The sequence below is a fragment of the Microbacterium sp. MPR-TSA4 genome, assembly GCF_058792815.1.
Map to the genome: position 1 here is coordinate 1 of NZ_JBXAFF010000034.1, position 17,779 is coordinate 17,779.

18 protein-coding genes and 1 tRNA gene are annotated in these 17,779 nt (G+C 70.7%); 6 read left to right on the top strand and 13 right to left on the bottom strand.

The window, feature by feature from the left end:
• Positions 1 to 97: 97 nt before the first annotated feature.
• The 3 genes from AC1Q49_RS12435 to sp36 all read right to left on the bottom strand — a co-directional run bounded on the left by AC1Q49_RS12435 (position 98) and on the right by sp36 (position 1,462).
• On the bottom strand, positions 98 to 565 hold the full coding sequence (locus AC1Q49_RS12435; protein WP_492492485.1) for a neocarzinostatin apoprotein domain-containing protein: 468 nt from the start codon (positions 563 to 565) through the stop codon (positions 98 to 100).
• 214 nt (positions 566 to 779) lie between these two features.
• Positions 780 to 1,247: a RidA family protein gene (locus AC1Q49_RS12440; protein ID WP_205282459.1), complete on the bottom strand. Its 468-nt coding sequence runs from the start codon at positions 1,245 to 1,247 to the stop codon at positions 780 to 782.
• Positions 1,244 to 1,462 carry a Sp36 family protein gene (gene sp36 / locus AC1Q49_RS12445; protein ID WP_061782358.1) on the bottom strand — a complete coding sequence of 73 codons (219 nt, stop codon included), beginning with the start codon at positions 1,460 to 1,462 and terminating at the stop codon, positions 1,244 to 1,246. Before sp36 ends, AC1Q49_RS12440 begins: the two co-directional genes overlap by 4 nt.
• 88 nt (positions 1,463 to 1,550) lie before the next feature.
• On the opposite strand from sp36, the gene AC1Q49_RS12450 reads away from it, so the two are divergent.
• The 4 genes from AC1Q49_RS12450 to AC1Q49_RS12465 all read left to right on the top strand — a co-directional run bounded on the left by AC1Q49_RS12450 (position 1,551) and on the right by AC1Q49_RS12465 (position 6,046).
• A complete protein-coding gene (locus tag AC1Q49_RS12450) occupies positions 1,551 to 4,127 on the top strand; it encodes a transglycosylase domain-containing protein (protein WP_060958322.1) in 2,577 nt (858 codons plus the stop codon).
• Positions 4,124 to 5,119: a metallophosphoesterase gene (locus AC1Q49_RS12455; protein ID WP_492492488.1), complete on the top strand. Its 996-nt coding sequence runs from the start codon at positions 4,124 to 4,126 to the stop codon at positions 5,117 to 5,119. The genes AC1Q49_RS12450 and AC1Q49_RS12455 overlap by 4 nt, the downstream gene beginning before the upstream one ends.
• Positions 5,120 to 5,135: 16 nt before the next feature.
• A tRNA-Pro gene (locus AC1Q49_RS12460) sits at positions 5,136 to 5,209 on the top strand.
• Positions 5,210 to 5,281: 72 nt separating this feature from the next.
• Positions 5,282 to 6,046 (top strand): HAD-IIB family hydrolase, encoded by a 765-nt coding sequence (locus tag AC1Q49_RS12465; protein WP_492492490.1) that lies wholly within the window; start codon positions 5,282 to 5,284, stop codon positions 6,044 to 6,046.
• An 18-nt stretch (positions 6,047 to 6,064) separates the two neighbouring features.
• Here AC1Q49_RS12465 and AC1Q49_RS12470 read toward each other — a convergent pair whose 3' ends face one another.
• Positions 6,065 to 6,802: a FadR/GntR family transcriptional regulator gene (locus tag AC1Q49_RS12470; RefSeq protein WP_061782357.1), complete on the bottom strand. Its 738-nt coding sequence runs from the start codon at positions 6,800 to 6,802 to the stop codon at positions 6,065 to 6,067.
• Positions 6,803 to 6,905: 103 nt separating this feature from the next.
• On the opposite strand from AC1Q49_RS12470, the gene AC1Q49_RS12475 reads away from it, so the two are divergent.
• Positions 6,906 to 7,742, top strand: a complete 837-nt coding sequence (locus AC1Q49_RS12475; RefSeq protein WP_492492492.1) for a DUF1295 domain-containing protein — start codon at positions 6,906 to 6,908, stop codon at positions 7,740 to 7,742.
• On the opposite strand, the gene AC1Q49_RS12480 is transcribed toward AC1Q49_RS12475, so the two are convergent.
• From AC1Q49_RS12480 to AC1Q49_RS12495, 4 genes are all read right to left on the bottom strand, one after another.
• Positions 7,735 to 8,337 carry a thymidine kinase gene (locus AC1Q49_RS12480; protein ID WP_060958317.1) on the bottom strand — a complete coding sequence of 201 codons (603 nt, stop codon included), beginning with the start codon at positions 8,335 to 8,337 and terminating at the stop codon, positions 7,735 to 7,737. The two genes, AC1Q49_RS12475 and AC1Q49_RS12480, sit on opposite strands and share 8 nt — an antisense overlap.
• A 19-nt stretch (positions 8,338 to 8,356) precedes the next feature.
• Positions 8,357 to 9,832, bottom strand: a complete 1,476-nt coding sequence (locus tag AC1Q49_RS12485) for a malate:quinone oxidoreductase (protein WP_101305813.1) — start codon at positions 9,830 to 9,832, stop codon at positions 8,357 to 8,359.
• 123 nt (positions 9,833 to 9,955) lie between these two features.
• Positions 9,956 to 11,029, bottom strand: a complete 1,074-nt coding sequence (locus tag AC1Q49_RS12490; protein WP_492492495.1) for an aspartate-semialdehyde dehydrogenase — start codon at positions 11,027 to 11,029, stop codon at positions 9,956 to 9,958.
• Between the two features lie 146 nt (positions 11,030 to 11,175).
• Entirely contained in the window at positions 11,176 to 12,477 is a 1,302-nt protein-coding gene (locus AC1Q49_RS12495; protein ID WP_101305812.1) for an aspartate kinase, read from the bottom strand.
• Between the two features lie 122 nt (positions 12,478 to 12,599).
• Between AC1Q49_RS12495 and AC1Q49_RS12500 the strand changes: the two genes are divergently transcribed.
• Positions 12,600 to 13,088, top strand: a complete 489-nt coding sequence (locus AC1Q49_RS12500; RefSeq protein WP_492492497.1) for a hypothetical protein — start codon at positions 12,600 to 12,602, stop codon at positions 13,086 to 13,088.
• On the opposite strand, the gene AC1Q49_RS12505 is transcribed toward AC1Q49_RS12500, so the two are convergent.
• From AC1Q49_RS12505 to AC1Q49_RS12525, 5 genes are all read right to left on the bottom strand, one after another.
• Entirely contained in the window at positions 12,973 to 13,857 is an 885-nt protein-coding gene (locus AC1Q49_RS12505; RefSeq protein WP_492492500.1) for a lytic transglycosylase domain-containing protein, read from the bottom strand. The genes AC1Q49_RS12500 and AC1Q49_RS12505 overlap by 116 nt on opposite strands.
• Before the next feature lie 5 nt (positions 13,858 to 13,862).
• Positions 13,863 to 14,678, bottom strand: a complete 816-nt coding sequence (locus tag AC1Q49_RS12510; protein ID WP_191009640.1) for a phosphate ABC transporter ATP-binding protein — start codon at positions 14,676 to 14,678, stop codon at positions 13,863 to 13,865.
• A 193-nt stretch (positions 14,679 to 14,871) separates the two neighbouring features.
• Positions 14,872 to 15,837, bottom strand: a complete 966-nt coding sequence (locus AC1Q49_RS12515) for a sortase (RefSeq protein ID WP_492492502.1) — start codon at positions 15,835 to 15,837, stop codon at positions 14,872 to 14,874.
• Positions 15,834 to 16,604: a hypothetical protein gene (locus AC1Q49_RS12520; protein ID WP_492492504.1), complete on the bottom strand. Its 771-nt coding sequence runs from the start codon at positions 16,602 to 16,604 to the stop codon at positions 15,834 to 15,836. Before AC1Q49_RS12520 ends, AC1Q49_RS12515 begins: the two co-directional genes overlap by 4 nt.
• Positions 16,601 to 17,698, bottom strand: a complete 1,098-nt coding sequence (locus AC1Q49_RS12525; RefSeq protein ID WP_492492506.1) for a hypothetical protein — start codon at positions 17,696 to 17,698, stop codon at positions 16,601 to 16,603. Before AC1Q49_RS12525 ends, AC1Q49_RS12520 begins: the two co-directional genes overlap by 4 nt.
• Positions 17,699 to 17,779 lie beyond the last annotated feature (81 nt).

Sequence of the window (17,779 nt, forward strand, 5' to 3'; positions counted from 1 at the left end):
GGAGAAGGGGAGGACGGGTGGGACCGGCGCCGGGGCGCGCCGCAGTGGGGACACGGTCGCGGCGACCGGCCCCACCCGTCCGGGGAGGGGGGTGCGACTACTGCTCGACGCGGAACGAGACGCTCTGGTCGACGATCTGCTTGCTGGTGCCGTGGGTCGCGACCTTGATCGCGCACGCGTTGGTGGCGGTGCAGTTCACCGTCGCGGGCTGTCCGGGTGCGGAGGCGTGCGTGTTGGCGCCGTTGCTCTCCAGGGCGACGGTGGCGGTGAACGCACCCGAGGCGTCCGTCGTCACGGTCTGGAAGCCGGCGCACGCGGGGATGCCGAAGAGATAGCTGGTGTTCGAGCACAGGCCGACGTAGTAGTCGGTGTTGGCGGCGAGGCCGGTGACGGTCGTCGTCGTGCTGTCGCCGTCGACGAAGTAGCGGTTGCCGGCGGCATCCGCGGACGGCGCCGGGCTCAGGCCGGTCGCCGCGAACGCGGGGACGCCGACGAGTCCGACGAGGGCGAGCGTGAGGCCGGCGATCGAGGCGGCCATCGTGCGCTTTCGCAGGGTACGGGACATGAGGGAGTACTCCAATCAGTAGGGTTGGAGTGCCTCTCGGCACTCGGTGCGGCGCCCGCACACGTGCGGGCGCTCGATGAGCCGATGAGGCGCCGGGGCGGCTGCCGCTACCAACAGTCGCCGCCCCGGCTCTCACCAAGCTCTTAGGTGAGGCTAACCTAATTCACGGCCCGGCGGAAGTGCGTCATCGCCGACGCCTCCCCCTGGGCACGGGTCAGGCGAAGGAGAAGACGACCTCGACCTCGACGGGGCTGTCGAGGGGAAGGACGGGCACGCCGACCGCTGATCGTGCGTGTCGGCCGGCCTCGCCGAAGATCTCGCCGAGGACCTCGCTCGCTCCGTTGATCACGCCGGGCTGCCCGGTGAAGTCCGGGACCGACGCGACGAAGCCGGTGAGCTTGACGACACCGGTGAGGCGTTCGAGGTCGCCGACCGCCGCGGCGGCGGCCGCCAGGGCGTTCAGCGCGCTCTGCCGCGCGAGACGTTGCGCCTCGGATGCCGCGACGAGCCCCTCCCCCTCGCCGACCTTGCCCGTCGCCGGAAGCGCGCCGGAGATCATGGGCAGCTGGCCCGACGTGTAGACGAGATCGCCGTGGACGACGGCGGGCACGTACGCGGCGACCGGCGGCACGACGGCGGGCAGCTCGATGCCGAGCTCGCTCAGGCGGGCGGCGATGCTCACGCGTCCTCCCCGAACTGCTGGGCGGCCACGGCCGCGGCTCCGAGCCCGCCGTTGGCGGCGCCGCCGCCGACCGGCCGCTTGAAGTAGGCGACCAGTCCGCCTTCCGGCCCCGGCACGACCTGCACGAGCTCCCACCCCTGCTTGCCCCAGTTGTTCAGGATGGCGGCCGTGTTGTGGATCAACAGGGGCGTCGTGAGGTACTCCCACGTGGTCATGCGAACTCCCGGAATCGGTGCGATGGAGCGGGGGGCGCGCCCCGGCGCACCGAGGGATCCCCCAGGGTTGTCCCTTACCATCAAGCCTATGCCCCAACTCAAACGGACGGCCACCGGTGTGCTCGGTGGCCTCGCGGGACTCGTCGGTCTGAGCGCTGTCGCCGGCATCCTCATCACCGCGACAGTGACTCCCGCGATCGCGGTCTCCGGGTACGCGGCCTCGAGCGCTCTCGACACGTTCGAGAACATGCCGGGCTTCCTGCAGATCGACCCGCTGATGCTGCCGACCGAGATGTACCGCAAGGATGCCAACGGCAACGACATGCTGATGGCGGAGTTCTACGACCAGAACCGCATCCCGGTTACGTTCGACCAGGTCAACCCGGTCATGTACGACGCGATCATCTCCAGCGAGGACAAGAACTTCTACACGCACGGCGGCGTCGACCTCCTCGGCACCGTGAGCGCGCTCGTCGGCAACGCCTCCAGCGGCTCCAACCGCGGTGGATCCTCGATCACCCAGCAGTACGTCAAGAACGTGCTGCAGCAGAACTGCGAGCGCAAGGCCACCAACGACGACGAAGTGAGCGCCTGCTACGCCACGACGACCGCCAACGAGGGCGCCGAGGGCTACCAGCGCAAGCTCCAGGAGATGCGCTACGCCATCCAGCTGGAGAAGATGTACTCGAAGGACGAGATCCTCCTCGGCTACCTCAACATCACGAACTTCGGTGGCCTCGTCTACGGCATCGGAGCCGCTGCGCAGCACTACTTCGGCGTCTCGGCCGCCGACCTCACCATCGCGCAGGCCGCGACCATCGCCGGCATGGTGCAGGCGCCGAACGTGTACCGCATCGACCGCCCCGACGGCTCGACGACCGACAAGGCGGGCAATCCCGTCAACAGCGCCGCCGACGGCTACGCGCTGACGCTCGAGCGTCGCAACTACGTCCTGGGCCGGATGCTCGACAACGGCAAGATCTCCCAGGAGGAGTACGACGCCGCGAAGGCCTCGCCGATCGAGCCCAAGATCACCGACCGCACGCAGGGCTGCCAGACGGCGGCCGGCGCGGAGTTCTTCTGCGAGTACGTGCGCACCATCCTGCTGACCGACCCCGCCTTCGGCGACGATGACGACACGCGCGCCGCCAACCTCCGGCGCGGCGGGATGAAGATCTACACGACGCTCGACCCGACTCTCCAGCAGGACGGGCTCAACGCGATCTCGATCGTCCCGGCGACCGTCGACTACATGAACCTCGGCGCCTCCGGCGTGCAGGTGGAGGTGGGTACCGGCCGCATCCTGTCGATGGTCCAGAACCGTCCGTACTCGATCGAGGATGCCGCGACCAACGGTCCCACGACCCAGGTCAACTACAACGTGCGTGCCATCAACGGCGGCGGCGGCGGACATTCGGCCGGATCGACCTACAAGGTCTTCAGCCTGCTGAACTGGCTGGAGCAGGGACACTCCGTCAACGAGACCCTCAACGGGCGCGTCGGAGCCAAGAAGATCGACCAGTGCAACGGCACGATCCAGAACGTGGTCGCCGGTAACAGCGGCGGCGGACAGGTCGGCAACTTCGAGAACAACCCCGGCTACACCGGCACGGTCTACAACTTCACCCGCGACTCGCTGAACTCGGGCTTCCTCACGATGGCCGAGAAGATCTCGGTCTGCTCGACGAACCAGCTCGCGATGAAGATGGGCGTCATGATGGGTGACGGCAGCCCGCTCGATCAGACGAACCTCGCGTACAACGTGCTCGGCGACCAGCCCGTCGCGCCGCTGGACATGGCCGAGGTCTACGCCTCGATCGCCGCGAAGGGCGTGCTCTGCCAGCCGAAGTCCATCGACAAGGCCCTCGACGCGGACGGCAACGACATCACGCCGCAGACGAACTGCTCCCCCGCCATGAGCGAGGCCGTGGCGAACACCGCCGCGTATACGCTCGAGGGCGTCATGAGCGGCACGGGTTCCGGCGCACGGATCGGCGACGGCGTCCCGGTGTTCGGCAAGACCGGTATCCACGAGTACCTGCACACCTGGATGGACGGCTCGTCGACGAAGGTCGCGACCGTGGTCTGGGTCGGCAACGTGGAGGGCGACGCGCTCCTGAGCGACCACTACGAGAACGGCTATGTCCTCTCGCGCATCCGCAACTCGATCTGGCCCGCCATGCAGGGCGCCGCCAACGCGAAGTTCGGCGGAGACGCGTTCCCCGGCCCCGACGCCGCGCTCACGAAGCGCCAGCTGGCCGACCTCCCCTCGGTGATCGGCATGACGGTAGACCGGGCCACCCAGACGCTGCAGACGGCCGGGTTCTCGGTCACGGTCGGCGACGCGGTGGACGGCACGGAAGCGGCCGGCACGATCATCCAGCAGGACCCCGGCGCCGGTCGCGTGGCGGGTGGCACGACGGTGACGATCCGTCCGAGCAACGGCCAGGGCGTGGCGGTGCCGGGCGGGTTCACGACCTGGAAGGACGCCCAGGACACGTTGAAGGCCGCCGGCTTCGCCGTCACCGGTCAGTGCACCGTCTCCCCCACGGCCAGCGACGACGGGACCGTGACGGGGACCGACCCGGCCGCCGGAACCGTGGTGAGCCGTGGCGCGCAGGTGACCGTCCAGTATCAGGCGAAGAACTGCGGCGGACGTTCGTGACGCCCGGTCGTACCGCCCTCGCTGCCGTCTCGGCGGCGGGGGCGGTCGCCGTCGGGGCGACCGTCTGGGGCACGTGCATCGAGCGGTTCCTGTTCACGGTGCGCCGCCATGAGCTCGCGATCCTTCCGGTCGGCTCGCCGTCGATCACCGTGCTCCATCTGTCGGATGCGCACATGGCGCCCTGGCAGCACCGCAAGCAGGAGTGGATCGCGCGCCTGGCCGAGGCGATCCAGCCCGACCTCGTCGTGAACACCGGCGACAACCTGGGTCACGCCGACGGGCTGCGCGGCATCCGCACCGCTTTCGCTCCTCTCCGCTCCGTCGCGGGCGTCTTCGTGCACGGCTCGAACGACGTCACGGGTCCGTCGGCGCGCAACCCGCTGCGCTACTTCCAGGGGCCGTCCTCACGTCCGCACCGCGCGGAGCGGCTCGACACGGCCGCGATGAACGCGTACTTCACGGACGAGCTGGGCTGGACCGATCTCAACAACACGGCCGCGATGCTGGAGGTGGCGGGCCTGCGCCTCGAGACGTTCGGCGTCAGCGACGCGCACCGCGAGTGGGACGACCTGTCGGCCCTCCCCGATGCTCTCGACGCCGCTCGACGCCCGCGCGCCTTCCGGCGCTCGCCCGCCCCCGACCTCGCGGTCGGCGTCACCCACGCCCCGTACCGCCGCGTGCTCGACCGCTTCGTCGAGTTGGGAGCCGAGGCGATCTTCGCGGGCCACACGCACGGCGGACAGGTGCGGGTCCCCTTCTCGCGGTCGGCGATCGTCGCGAACTGCGACATCCCGCTCGACCAGGCGCGCGGCCTCAGCAGCTGGAGCGCCGCCGGTCGCCGCGTCCCGTTGAACGTGTCGGCGGGACTCGGACACTCGATCTACGCGCCGGTGCGCTTCGGATGCCGTCCGGAGGCCTCGGTGCTCACCCTGCGCGCCCGCGACGCAATCGATGGCCCTCTCGATTCGTCAGCACGGCCCCTGCCGGGGTAGACTCGGGGGGTTGCCACGGGGTGTGGCGCAGCTTGGTAGCGCGCTTCGTTCGGGACGAAGAGGCCGCAGGTTCAAATCCTGTCACCCCGACAGCAGAGAGGCTCCGCCTGTATCGTCAGGCGGAGCCTCTCGTGGCTCACTCACCGGATGGGAGCACACCCGATGACCACCCCGCGCCTGATCGCCTTCGATCTCGACGACACCCTCGCGCCGTCCAAGAGCGCGATCGATGCGCGCATCGGCGATCTGCTCCTCGACCTCGCTGCACGCGTCGAGGTGGCGATCATCTCCGGCGGGCAGCTGCAGCAGTTCCAGACGCAGGTCGTCGACCGGCTCCCGGCCGCCGATGCGGCCACGCTGGACCGGTTCCACCTCATGCCCACGTGCGGCACGCAGTACTACCGGCTCGAGGCGGACGGAGTGCGCACGGTGTACGCGCACGCCCTGACGGAGGACGAGAAGTCCCGCGCCCTCGCCGCTGTACAGGAGGAGGCCCAGCGCCTCGGACTGTGGGAGGGCGAGCCCTGGGGAGACATCCTCGAGGATCGCGGCTCCCAGATCACGTTCTCGGCGCTCGGACAGACCGCCCCGCTCGAGGCCAAGATGGCCTGGGACCCGACGGGCGAGAAGAAGAACGCGCTTCGCGACGCCGTCGCGGCTCGCATCCCCGACCTCGAGGTCCGCTCCGGCGGCTCCACCTCGGTCGACATCACCCACCGCGGCATCGACAAGGCCTACGGCATGCGCAAGCTCGCCGAGGTCACCGGCATCCCGCTCGACGACATGCTCTTCGTCGGCGACCGTCTGGACGAGCACGGCAACGACTACCCGGTGCTCGCGATGGGCGTGACCTGCCAGGCGGTCGACGGCTGGGAGCACACCGTCGAATACCTCACGGCGCTGATCCCGACGCTCCCGCTGCGCTGACGCCCCGCGGGCGGAGGCTCAGCCCTCGGTCGGGACGACGGCGTCGGAGGGCGCGGGCATGCCCGCGTCGGCGTAGTAGGCCGTGATGTGTGCCCGCACCAGGTCGCGGGCACGCGCGGCGTCGCCGTCATCGATGGCGGCGAGGATGTCGCCGTGCTCGCGGTGCAGCCGCGCGACCGTGGCGTCCCAATCATCGATCCGGCGGGCGCCGGCACGGATGTAGCTCTCGATGGTGGTGCGCAGGCCCGCCATCGTGGCGGCGACGACCACGTTGCCCGCGGCATCCGTCAGGCGCAGGTGGAACTGGGCGTCGAGCGCGAGGAAGTCGTCGGCCGTGAGGCCGGCATCCTCCATCGCCTTGAGCGTCGCGCGCGCCTCGGCCAGATCGGGCTCGTCGAGATCGGCCAGATGCGCGACCGCCCACTCCTCCAGCAGGAGCCGCGTCTCGTACACGTCGGGGATCGGGAAGCCCTGCGCGGCCACCTGCAGGCGCAGCAGCTGGGCGAGACCGCCGTGCGGCGTCGCCGTCACGATCGCGCCCGCCGTCGGACCGGAGCCCGTCGCGGTGCGGATGAGCCCCATGACCTCGAGCACGCGCAGCGCTTCACGCACGCTGGAGCGCCCGACGCCGAGGGTCGCGGCGAGCTCGCGCTCGGGCGACAGCCGGTCGCCGGGGCCGAGGGCCCCGCTCAGCAGATCGGCCTCGATCTTCTCGAGCACCACACGCCATGCGCGCGCCGGAGCGTTCTCCGTCATCGTCGCCTCCCGCCGCTTCCTATATGGTCAGGCCACATTAGCGCACGTCGGACGGACCGGCAAAAATCCTCGCCGTGTCGGACTCCGGCCCTACGCTCGGAGAATGGACCCGCTTCTGGCCGTCATCGTCGTCGCCGCGCTCGCGTCGGCCTTCTGCTGGATCGCCTCCCTCCTCACCCGCGACACGTCGTGGGTCGACCGGCTGTGGTCGATCGTCCCCGTCGTGTACGTCTGGATCTTCGCCGCGGCCGGGCTCGCGTCGGGTCAGGATGCCGCGAGACTCGTGCTGATGGCCGTGCTGGTCACGGCGTGGGGCGCCCGGCTGACGTTCAACTTCGCCCGCAAGGGTGGATATTCGGGAGTCGAGGACTACCGGTGGGCGATCCTCCGCGCGCGCATGCCGGCCGCACTCTTCCAGCTCTTCAACCTGCTGTTCATCGTCCTGTACCAGATGACGCTCCTGGTGCTCATCACCCTGCCCGCCTGGACGGCCTGGCAGCATCCCGCCCCGCTGGCACCCGCAGACGTCATCCTGGCCCTGCTCTTCCTCGGGTTGCTGAGTGGAGAGACCGTCGCCGACCAGCAGCAGTGGGAGTTCCATCGCGCCAAAGCGCGGGGAGAGGCGACCGGGTTCCTCACACGCGGGCTGTTCGCCTACAGCCGGCATCCGAACTTCTTCTTCGAACAGGCGCAGTGGTGGGTCTTCTACGCGATCGGGGCGACGTCGGCGGTCGTCGCGGGCGCGGGCTTCTGGGGCGGGCTGGTCAATCCCACCATCGTCGGCGCCGTGCTGCTGACCCTGCTGTTTCTGGGTTCGACCGTGTTCACCGAGTCGATCTCGGCGAGCAAGTATCCGGAATACGCCGACTACCGCCGGACGACGTCGATGCTCGTGCCGCTCCCCCGACGCCGCGGCGCGTCGCGCGACGCCGTCAGCTGAGGCGGCCGCCCGACTCGCGCAGATAGCACTCCGCGCACATCGACTCGTAGGTCACCTTCTCGTGCGACAGCTCGTCGATCGCGACCTGATCGCCGTCGAAGACGAACCGCCCGCCCACCAGCCGCGCGTTGAACAGCGCCTTCCTCCCGCACCGGCAGATCGTCTTCAGCTCTTCGAGGCTGTGCGCGAGCTCGAGCAGGCGCGCAGAGCCCGGGAAGGCACGGGTCTGGAAGTCCGTACGGATGCCGTACGCGAGAGCAGGGATGCCGTCGTCGACCACGATCCGCAACAGGTCGTCGACCTGCTCCGGCGTCAGGAACTGGGCCTCGTCGATGAGCAGGCAGGCGACCGCGCCGTCGTAGCGGGCGGCGTGCTCGGCGACGAGCGCACGCAGATCGGCATCCGGAGCGATGAGGAAGTCGACCTCGCGCGCCACCCCGAGCCGGCTGGAGATCTGGTCGGCACCCTTCGTGTCGATCTCCGGCTTGGCCAGAAGGACGTGCTGTCCGCGTTCCTCGTAGTTGAACGCGGCCTGCAGCAGCGCCGTCGACTTACCGGAGTTCATCGCTCCGTAGCGGAAATAGAGCTTGGCCATGCGAGGGGGATGCCGCGGGTCAGCGGTTGATGCCCAGCACGGCGGAGGTCGCGGTCAGCGACGCGTCCGCGGCAGCCGGGTCGCCGTTGAGCGTCGAGCCGTAGCTCGGGATGAGCGCCCGCAGCTCCGGCTCCCACTCGGCGATGCGGTCGGGGAAGCACGTCTTGAGAAGGCCGAGCATGATGGATGCCGCGGTCGACGCCCCCGGGGAGGCACCCAGCAGTCCCGCGATCGAGCCGTCCGCGGAGGTGACGACCTCGGTGCCGAACTGCAGGACGCCGCCCTTCTGCGGGTCCTTCTTCATGACCTGTGCGCGCTGGCCGGCCTGGAGCAGCTCCCAGTCCTCGTCCTTCGCGGTGGGCATGAAGTCGCGGAGCGAGTCGACCTTCTTCTTGTGGTTCTTCAGCAGCTCGCTGACGAGGTACTTGATGAGCCCGGGGTTGTCGACGGCGACCTTGAGCATCGGGCCGATGTTGCCGGGGCGCACCTGCGCGACGATGTCGGTGATGCGACCGTTCTTGAGGAACTTCGGGCTGAAGGTCGCGAACGGGCCGAACAGCAGCGAGGCCTCGCCGTCGACGACGCGCGTGTCGAGGTGGGGCACCGACATGGGCGGCGCGCCGACCGAGGCCTGCGAGTACACCTTCGCCTTGTGCTGCGCGACGATCGCGGGGTTCGAGGTCTTCAGCCACTGCCCGCCGATCGGGAAGACGCCGTAGCCGGAGATCTCGGGGATGCGCGAGGACTGCAGGAGCTTGATGGCCCAGCCGCCGGCGCCCACGAAAACGAACCGCGCCGAGAAGCTGCCGGGCGTGCGCCCGAGCGTGTGGCGGTACGACACCTTCCAGGTGCCGTCGGCGTTCTTGCGGAGCTTTCGCACCTCGCGGTTGGTCACGACCTCCACGCCCTGCTCCTGCAGGTGGGAGAAGAGCTGGCGCGTGAGCGAGCCGAAGTCGACGTCGGTGCCGGCCGGCACGCGCGTGGCGGCGAACGGCTCGTCGGCCTTCTTCCGCTTCTGCATCAGCAGCGGCGCCCACTGGTTGATGACGCGGGAGTCCTCGGAGTACTCGATGCCCTCGAACAGCGGCTGCGTGCGCAGCGCCTCGTAGCGCTTCTTGAGGTACGCGACATCCTTCTCCCCGCGCACGAAGGTCATGTGCGGGGTCGCGTTGATGAAGGTGGACGGGCCGTCCAGGACGCCGCGCTCCACCAGGCTGGACCACAGCTGGCGACTCTGCTGGAACTGCTCGTTGATCGCGATGGCCTTGGCCGGGTCGACGGAGCCGTCTGCGGCCTCCGGCATGTAGTTGAGCTCGCAGAGCGCCGCGTGACCGGTGCCGGCGTTGTTCCAGGCGTTGGAGGACTCCTCGGCGACATCGCTGAGCCGCTCGAGCACCACGATCTTCCAGTCCGGCTGCAACTGCGTCAGCAGGGTTCCGAGGGTGGCACTCATGATGCCACCGCCGATCAGGACGACGTCGACGGGTTCACTCACAATGATCCAGTCTAGGTGCCGTTTTGCACGGTCTCCGCGTGCCGCGGCATCCCTCGCCGTGAACTCTCGCCGTTCTTTCGCCCGCGCTCAATTCCACGGATACCGCGGGCGTGCGCCGTGGCGTCAGACGGTCGTCGCGGTGAGGCGGGCGGCGACGAGCTCGGCGATCTGCACGGCGTTGAGCGCGGCGCCCTTGCGCAGGTTGTCGTTGCTGATGAACAGCACGAGGCCCTTGCCCTCGGGCGCGGACTGGTCGGCGCGGATGCGGCCGACGTAGCTCGGGTCGTTGCCGGCGGCCTGCAGCGGCGTCGGCACCTCCTCCAGCGCGACCCCGGGAGCGGATGCCAGGATCTCGCGGGCCCGCTCGGGGGTGATGTCGTCGCGGAACTCCGCGTGGATCGAGAGCGAGTGGCCGGTGAAGACGGGCACGCGCACGCACGTGCCGGCGACGCGGAGCTCGGGCAGCTCGAGGATCTTGCGGCTCTCGTTGCGGAGCTTCTTCTCCTCGTCGGTCTCGTTGTCGCCGTCGTCGACGAGGTTGCCCGCGAAGGGGATGACGTCGAACGCGATCGGGGCGATGTACTTCTCGGGCTGTGGAAAGTCGACGGCCGATCCGTCGTGGACGAGATCGAGCGTGTGGCCCTGGGCCAGCACGCCCTCGACCTGGCCGAGCAGCTCCTGCGCGCCCGCGAGGCCCGAGCCCGACACGGCCTGGTAGGTGCTGACGATCAGGCGTTCCAGGCCTGCGGCGGCATCCAGGGGCTTGAGGACGGGCATGGCGGCCATCGTGGTGCAGTTGGGGTTGGCGATGATGCCCTTGGGCGGGTTCACCGTCGCGTGCGGGTTGACCTCGCTGACCACGAGCGGGACGTCGGGGTCCATCCGCCACGCGCTCGAGTTGTCGATGACGATCGCGCCGGCCTCGGCGAAGCGCGGGGCGTGCGCCCGCGAGCCGGTGGCACCCGCGCTGAACAGGGCGACGTCGATGCCGGTCGGATCCGCCGTGGCGATGTCTTCGATGATGACGGTCTCGCCGCCGAACTCGACGGCCGTGCCGGCCGAGCGGGCCGTCGCGAACAGCCGCAACTCGCGGATCGGGAACGAGCGCTCGGCGAGAATCTCGCGCATGACCGTGCCGACCTGTCCGGTGGCGCCGACGACGGCGACGTTCAGTCCTGAGTCAGAGATGCGGGTCATGAGGGATCCTTGCGAGAGAGGTGGGGTTGAGTGATTCTATCGCCGGCCGAGCGCAGGCGATCTGCCGAAGGGCGGCGGATGCCCGCCATATCGGCCCGTGTGGGGCGGACGGCCCGCTCCGGGCGCGACGCCGTGTGATGGGGCCGTCAGCGGCCGGTGCCGGCGTAGACCGTGGCCTCGGTGTCGCTGTCCAGGCCGAAGGCCGTGTGCACGACGCGGGCGGCCTGGGCGAGGTCGTCGCCGCGCAGCACGACCGAGATGCGGATCTCCGAGGTCGAGATCATCTCGATGTTCACGCCCGCGGTCGACAGCGCCTCGAACAGCGTCGCCGAGACGCCCGAGTGGGTGCGCATGCCGGCGCCGACGACGGAGAGCTTGCCGATCTGGTCGTCGTGCACGAGGCTCTCGAACCCGATGCCGGCCTGCTCGGCGGCGAGCGCCCGCAGGGCGGTGGCGGCATCCGACTTGGGCAGCGTGAAGGAGATGTCGGTGCGGCCCGTGGCCGCGGCGGACACGTTCTGGACGATCATGTCGACGTTGGCCCCCGACTTGGCGATCACCGTGAAGATCTCGGCCGCCTTGCCGGGAACGTCCGGCACGCCGATGACGGTGATCTTGGCCTGGCCGAGATCGGTGGCGACACCGGCGACGATGGGCTCTTCCATGGGGGACTCCTCTGTGCTGTCGGGAGCGAGGCTTTCGGGGACGGTCATGCCGGGGCCGAGCACGAAGGTGCCGCGGCCGGAGCTGAACGTGGAGCGGGCGTTGATCATGACGCCGTGCCGGCGGGCGTACTCGACGGCGCGGATGTAGAGCACCTTGGCGCCGTTGGCGGCGAGCTCGAGCATCTCCTCGGCGGACACGACCTCGAGCTTGCGGGCCTTCGGCACGACGCGGGGGTCGGCGGTGAAGATGCCGTCGACGTCGCTGTAGATCTCGCAGACGTCGGCGTCGAGGGCGGCGGCGAGCGCCACGGCGGTCGTGTCGGAGCCGCCGCGACCGAGCGTCGTGATGTCGCGGGTGTCGCGGTTGAAGCCCTGGAAGCCCGCGACGATGACGATGGCCCCTTCGTCCAGCGCCTCGCGCAGCCGCACGGGCGTGACGTCGACGATGCGTGCCGAGCCGTGGTCGGCGGTCGTGATCATGCCGGCCTGGCTGCCGGTGAACGAGCGTGCCTCGAAGCCCATCGAGTGGATCGCCATCGCCAGCAGCGCCATCGAGATGCGCTCGCCCGAGCTCAGCAGGATGTCGAGCTCGCGCGGCGCCGGGATGGGAGCGACCTGCGCGGCGAGGTCGATCAGCTCGTCGGTCGTGTCGCCCATCGCACTGACGGCCACGACGACGTCGTGCCCGGCGCGTCGGGCGTCGACGATGCGCTTCGCGACCCGCTTGATGCTCTCGGCGTCGGCGACGGACGAGCCGCCGTACTTCTGGACGATCAGCGCCACGTGTGGAACTCCTGAAGACATGTCGACGGGCACTCGGATGCCGCGCCCACCTCCCCATCCTAGAGAGCGGCGCATGCCCGCCGAGCCATGTGACGGCGGCCGGCGGCCACTATCCTGCGAGCATGGATGCGCTGGAGAACTGGCACGAGTACAACGTCGCGATGCTCGGCGCGACCGCCGCACTGGCCGGTCTGGTCATCGTCGCGGCCAGCGTGAACATCCAGGTCGTCATCACGGCGGCATCCCTGACGTCCCGTGTCGCGTCGGGGATCGCGGGGCTGATCCTCGCGAGCATCGTGTGCGCCGTGGGGCTGTTCCCGGATCTGACGATCACCGCATACGGCGCGGTCGTCGTGGGCGCGGCCGCCCTCACGACGGTCTTCGCCGCCGTCGCGGCGGTGCGCATCTTCCAGAACCATCACCCGGAGAACCGCCTGCGGGTGGGCAAGGCCGCGGTCGCCTTCGTCACGCCGTTGCTGTACGCGGCGGGCGGGATCATCGCGCTGACGGGATCCGGCGGCGGACTGGTCTGGCTGGCGGTCGGGGCGATCGCGGCGATCGTCTCGGCGCTGTTCGTGTCGTGGGTGGTGCTGGTCGAGGTGCTGCGCTGAGGCGCGCGGCGCGCGCGGCGGCCGCGGAGTAGCGGTTCGCGAGGGCGGCGACATCGTCGACGTAGACGTCGAGGTGGTTGTACGCGAACACGGCCGCCCGCCACCCGTCGGCATCCGTCATCGTGCCCGCACCGCAGAGGTAGCGCGCCGTCGCGAGCGCCGCGTCGTCGATCTGGTTCGGATCGGCGATGCCGTCGCCGTCGGCGTCGCCGCCCCAGCGTGCCCACGTATCGGGGATGAACTGCATCGGGCCGACCGCGCGGTCCCACACTGCGTCGCCGTCCCACCGCCCGCCGTCGGTGTCCGCGATCGCCGCCACGCCGTCGCCGTCCAGCGCGGGCCCCCGGATCGCGGGCGTCGAGCGGCCGTCCTCGCCCAGCACCGCTCCCCCGTGCCGCCCGTGGTCGGACTCGATCGCCCCGATCGCGGCGACGGTGTTCCACCCCAGCCCGCACGAGGGCTGTTCGGCGGCGACCGTGAGCTGGGCGCCCGCGTAGGCCCGCAGGGCGCGGGCGGGGATGCCGGTGGCCGCGGCGGTGCGGGCGAGCCACGCGGGGTCGACGCGTGCGGCGGGAGCCGTGACGACCGGAGCGACCTCCTCGACCGGGGCGACCGGCTCGACCGGACCGCTCGCCGAGGACGCGAGGGGCGCGGGCGGACGCGGCGTCTCGGCGTGGGCGATCACTCCGCCGACGAACACCGCGATCAGAGCCCCGGCGACGGCGATCAACATCCCGTCGCGCGGCGACCACCATCCGCCCGCCCGCATCGCGCTCAGCCGAAGCGGCCGTTGACGTAGTCGAAGGTGCGCGGGTCGATCGGGGAGGAGAACATCGCGTCGGTGTCGCCGTGCTCGACGATGTGGCCGGGCTGGCCCTGCGAGGCGAGGAAGAACGCGCACTGCTGGGAGACCCGCTGCGCCTGCTGCATGTTGTGGGTGACGATGACGATCGTGACCTCGCGCGCGAGCTCGGTCATCGTCTCCTCGATGACGCGCGTGGAGGTCGGGTCCAGCGCCGAGCACGGCTCGTCCATCAGGAGCACCCGCGGCCGCACGGCGAGGGAGCGCGCGATGCACAGGCGCTGCTGCTGCCCGCCCGACAGGCCGCCGCCGGGCGCACGCAGACGGTCCTTCAGCTCCCGCCACAGTCCCGCTTTCGTGAGGCAGGTCTCGACGAGCATGTCCTTCTCACTGCGACTGGCACGGATGCCCGCGAGCTTCAGGCCCGCGACGACGTTGTCGTAGATCGACATGGCCGGGAAGGGGTTGGGCTTCTGGAAGACCATGCCGATCTTCTTGCGGGCATCCACGAGACGGTGGCCGGCGTCGTAGATGTCGTCGTGGTCCAGCAGCACCTCACCGGCGAGGGATGCCGAGGGCACCAGTTCGTGCATGCGGTTGAGGATGCGCAGGAACGTCGATTTTCCGCAGCCGGACGGGCCGATGAGGGCCGTCACCTGGCCGGCGGGCATCTGCAGCGACACGTCGTGGAGCACCTGATGGTCGCCGAACCAGGCCGAGATGGCGCGGGCCTCGAGCTGCGACGGCGGCACCGGGACCGCCGTCGCGCCGACGGCATCCGCGTGCATCGCCGGAGCGCCGCCGACCACGACGGCTCCGCCCGGCGCGGGAGAGAGGGCGAACTCGCCGCCTGCCATCACCAGTTCCGACGGGGCGGGCGCACGTCCGCTCGTGCGGCCGAGGAAGCGGGGGCGGTTCGCCCGCTCGGCGCGGTGGGCCGCGCGGGACGGTTCGACGTCGTCAGACATGGGGGGCTCCGAGTCAGAGGAGGTTGGGAAGGAGGCGGACGAGCTGATCGCAGACGAAGACGCTCGCGAGGAGGAGGACCGGCACGAAGACGATCCAGGTCTTCTGCGCGCCCACCCGACGAAACGCCCAGACCGCGGCCACCTCGGCGGCGACGAGGAACTGCAGGGCGAACACGAGCGCCCACACGGTGGAGATGTCGGTGGCCATCGCCCGGTCCGACGGCGCCAGCGTCACGGGCGTCGTCTGGCGGGCACCGGCCGGCTGCGCCGGGGAGGTGAGCGTCGCGTCGACGTAGGCGATGCCCGTCGGGACGTACGGAGCCCCGCGCGCGGTCATGAGGATGAGACGGCTCTCCCCGCGCGCCGGGGCCGGCGGGGTGGGGTCGCCGGCGTAGCGCACGCCGAGCACCTCGAAGGTGTTCGCCCCCTGGCCGGTGCGGACCTCGAACGTGTCGCCCGGCTGGAGCGACTGCAACCGGCCGAAGGGCCCGCCGAACGCCGCGGCACGAGCCATGACGACGCTCACCCCCACCTGTCCGGGCAGGACCGTGTCGCGGCGGTGTCCGGGGCCGCCGGCCAGCACCCCCGAGGAGGTGCCCTCGGAGATGACCTCCCTGATGCCCAGGCGCGGGATCTCGATGATCCCGACGGGCACGCCGTCGGCGAGCAGGACGTCGTCGAAGTCGCCCTCGCTCACCGGCGCCGTTCCGGCGGCGAGCTGCGCGCGATACGTGTCGGAGAGCTGCTGCTGCGCCGCGAAGTGGAGGACGTGGCTGAGGATCAGCAGGTGGAACACGAAGGCGAGCGCGAGCGCGGCGACGAGCGCCAGGATGCCGCGCGCGAGCGCCTGCCCCGCGGTGAGCGGCGCGTACTGCGGGATCGGCCGCGGCATCCGACGGGGGCGGCGCGGGGGCGGCGGGCTCGCCGGTGCCGCCGGGGCCGGGGCGACGATCTGGGTCCGCTCCTCGAACAGCGTCATGCCGCGGCCTCCGCCGACGGCTCGGCGGCGAGGGCGAGGGCGACCGCGCGCCACGCGAGCAGCCCGATGACGATCACGGCCGCGACGAGCACGCTCACCCACGGGAAGACGAAGACCAGCGCGTCGCGGGTGACCGGCGTCAGCGCCGTGCCGTCCACGGTCGCCGGCGGGGTGACCGTCGCGTGGGTGTCGACCAGGCCCCACTGTCCGGCGCCGTGCAGGCGGGTGGAGACGACCCGGACCTCGGCCGGCTGCAGCGCCGGAACCGCGACACCGCGCGTCTGATCGAGCGGGACGCCGAACAGCACGCTCTCCATCCAGAAGTCCACCGTCAGGTCGATCGTGCTGGTGGAGGCGTTGCGCACGGTCAGCCACAGCGTCACCTCACCGCTGCCGGGGTCGGGTGAGAGGGCGACCGAGGAGTTGATCCCCCCGATGTAGACCATGCCGGCGATGCTGACGTCGTCGGCTGCGCCGGTGCCGCCCGGCGCCGAGCCTCCCGACGCGCCGCCGGCCGCTCCCCCGCCGCCGGACCCACCGGACGTCGACGACGATCCGGGAGCGGGAGGGGTCGTGGGCCGCGGGCTCGCGGTGGACGACGGGCTGGGCGACGGGGTCGATCCGTCGACGACCGTCACCGACACGTTGCCGCTGTCGTCGACGCCGTCGTCGGCACGGGCCCCGAGCCCCGCGATCGGCAGCAGGGTGAAGAGGGCGACCGTGCCCAGCAGCGCGACGGCCCACGGCGTGCGCCGGACGGCGGTCATTCGTCGACCGCCCCGGAGGCGGCGCGCAGCCTCGCCTCCGCTGCGGCGGCCGCCTGGCTCTCCGTGTAGGCGATCCATTCCCGGGCGGCCTCGTCGTCACGACGGCGACGCCGGCGCACGAAGAGGACGACCGCCACGATGAGCGCGACGAGGATCACGACGCTCCAGGGCAGGACGAGCACGACGGTGTCGCGGGAGACGGGCGCGACGGGCACCTGGAGCGCGGCATCCGAGGCGTCGACGAAAGGATTCAGGAGCGCGCTCGGGTTGAGGTAGCCCCACTGCGCGATGCCCGGCAGCTCGAACTCGTAGGTCGCGGAGTTGCCGGGCAGCAGCACCGGGATGCTGCCGCCGCGCTCGGCGGTGACGGGGACGCCGAACCAGGTGGCCGCGCTCATCGTCAGGTTGGCGGCGAGAGCGACGTTGCCGGGGTTGTCGACGGTGTAGAGCACCTTCAAGGAGCCCCCGAACGGGTTCCACCAGTCGCCCTGATAGGTCGCGTCGAAGCTGGCCAGCGTGAGCCGGGGCTGCAGCTCGCCGGAGACCCGGGCGAACACGGCGGTCGCCACGCGGCGGTCCAGGCTCACCTGCTGACCGTCTTCGACGACCGACGCGACGATGCCGCCGACGTGGTCGCCGGGGGTGGCGTCGGCGGGGATGGCGACGGTGAACGTGAGGAGGCGGACCTCCTGGGGGGCGAGGGAGAACTGGATGCGGTTCTCCCCGTTCTCGAAGCGGACCCACGCCCCGACGGAGGTCGGCGTCTCGGCCGACGCGAGCAGCGAGAAGTCGCCGTTCGTGCCGTTGTAGGCATCGGTCGCCAGCACGGTGAAGTCCTGGCTCTCGGTGCCGGTGTTGCCGACGAGCACCTGGTCGGTGACGCTCTGGCCGGGGTCGGCGGAGTAGGCGAAGCGCGTGCGATCGTCCGGGCGGCCGTCCGCGCCGGCGGGGCGGGTGGCCACACCGACCGTCGTGTCGGTCGAGCCGGCGTCGTCGGCGTGGGCCGCAGCGGGGACGCCCAGCGGAGCGAGGGCGAGGGCGAGCAGGAGGAACGCACCGAGCACGGGCTGGATGCGGCCCCTCGATCGGGTCAACGAGGAGAGCACGGTCTATTTCCGCAGATGGCGGCGACGCAGCGTCGTCGCGGGGGTGAACGGGGAGTGATCGAGATCGTT

Excerpts from the sequence above, each read along its gene's own strand:
- AC1Q49_RS12435 (WP_492492485.1), bottom strand. The coding sequence starts at position 565 with ATGTCCCGTACCCTGCGAAAGCGCACGATGGCCGCCTCGATCGCCGGC.
- sp36 (WP_061782358.1), bottom strand. The coding sequence starts at position 1,462 with ATGACCACGTGGGAGTACCTCACGACGCCCCTGTTGATCCACAACACG.
- AC1Q49_RS12450 (WP_060958322.1), top strand. The coding sequence starts at position 1,551 with ATGCCCCAACTCAAACGGACGGCCACCGGTGTGCTCGGTGGCCTCGCG.
- AC1Q49_RS12465 (WP_492492490.1), top strand. The coding sequence starts at position 5,282 with ATGACCACCCCGCGCCTGATCGCCTTCGATCTCGACGACACCCTCGCG.
- AC1Q49_RS12470 (WP_061782357.1), bottom strand. The coding sequence starts at position 6,802 with ATGACGGAGAACGCTCCGGCGCGCGCATGGCGTGTGGTGCTCGAGAAG.
- AC1Q49_RS12475 (WP_492492492.1), top strand. The coding sequence starts at position 6,906 with ATGGACCCGCTTCTGGCCGTCATCGTCGTCGCCGCGCTCGCGTCGGCC.
- AC1Q49_RS12480 (WP_060958317.1), bottom strand. The coding sequence starts at position 8,337 with ATGGCCAAGCTCTATTTCCGCTACGGAGCGATGAACTCCGGTAAGTCG.
- AC1Q49_RS12490 (WP_492492495.1), bottom strand. The coding sequence starts at position 11,029 with ATGACCCGCATCTCTGACTCAGGACTGAACGTCGCCGTCGTCGGCGCC.
- AC1Q49_RS12500 (WP_492492497.1), top strand. The coding sequence starts at position 12,600 with ATGGATGCGCTGGAGAACTGGCACGAGTACAACGTCGCGATGCTCGGC.
- AC1Q49_RS12505 (WP_492492500.1), bottom strand. The coding sequence starts at position 13,857 with ATGCGGGCGGGCGGATGGTGGTCGCCGCGCGACGGGATGTTGATCGCC.
- AC1Q49_RS12510 (WP_191009640.1), bottom strand. The coding sequence starts at position 14,678 with ATGCACGCGGATGCCGTCGGCGCGACGGCGGTCCCGGTGCCGCCGTCG.
- AC1Q49_RS12515 (WP_492492502.1), bottom strand. The coding sequence starts at position 15,837 with ATGACGCTGTTCGAGGAGCGGACCCAGATCGTCGCCCCGGCCCCGGCG.
- AC1Q49_RS12520 (WP_492492504.1), bottom strand. The coding sequence starts at position 16,604 with ATGACCGCCGTCCGGCGCACGCCGTGGGCCGTCGCGCTGCTGGGCACG.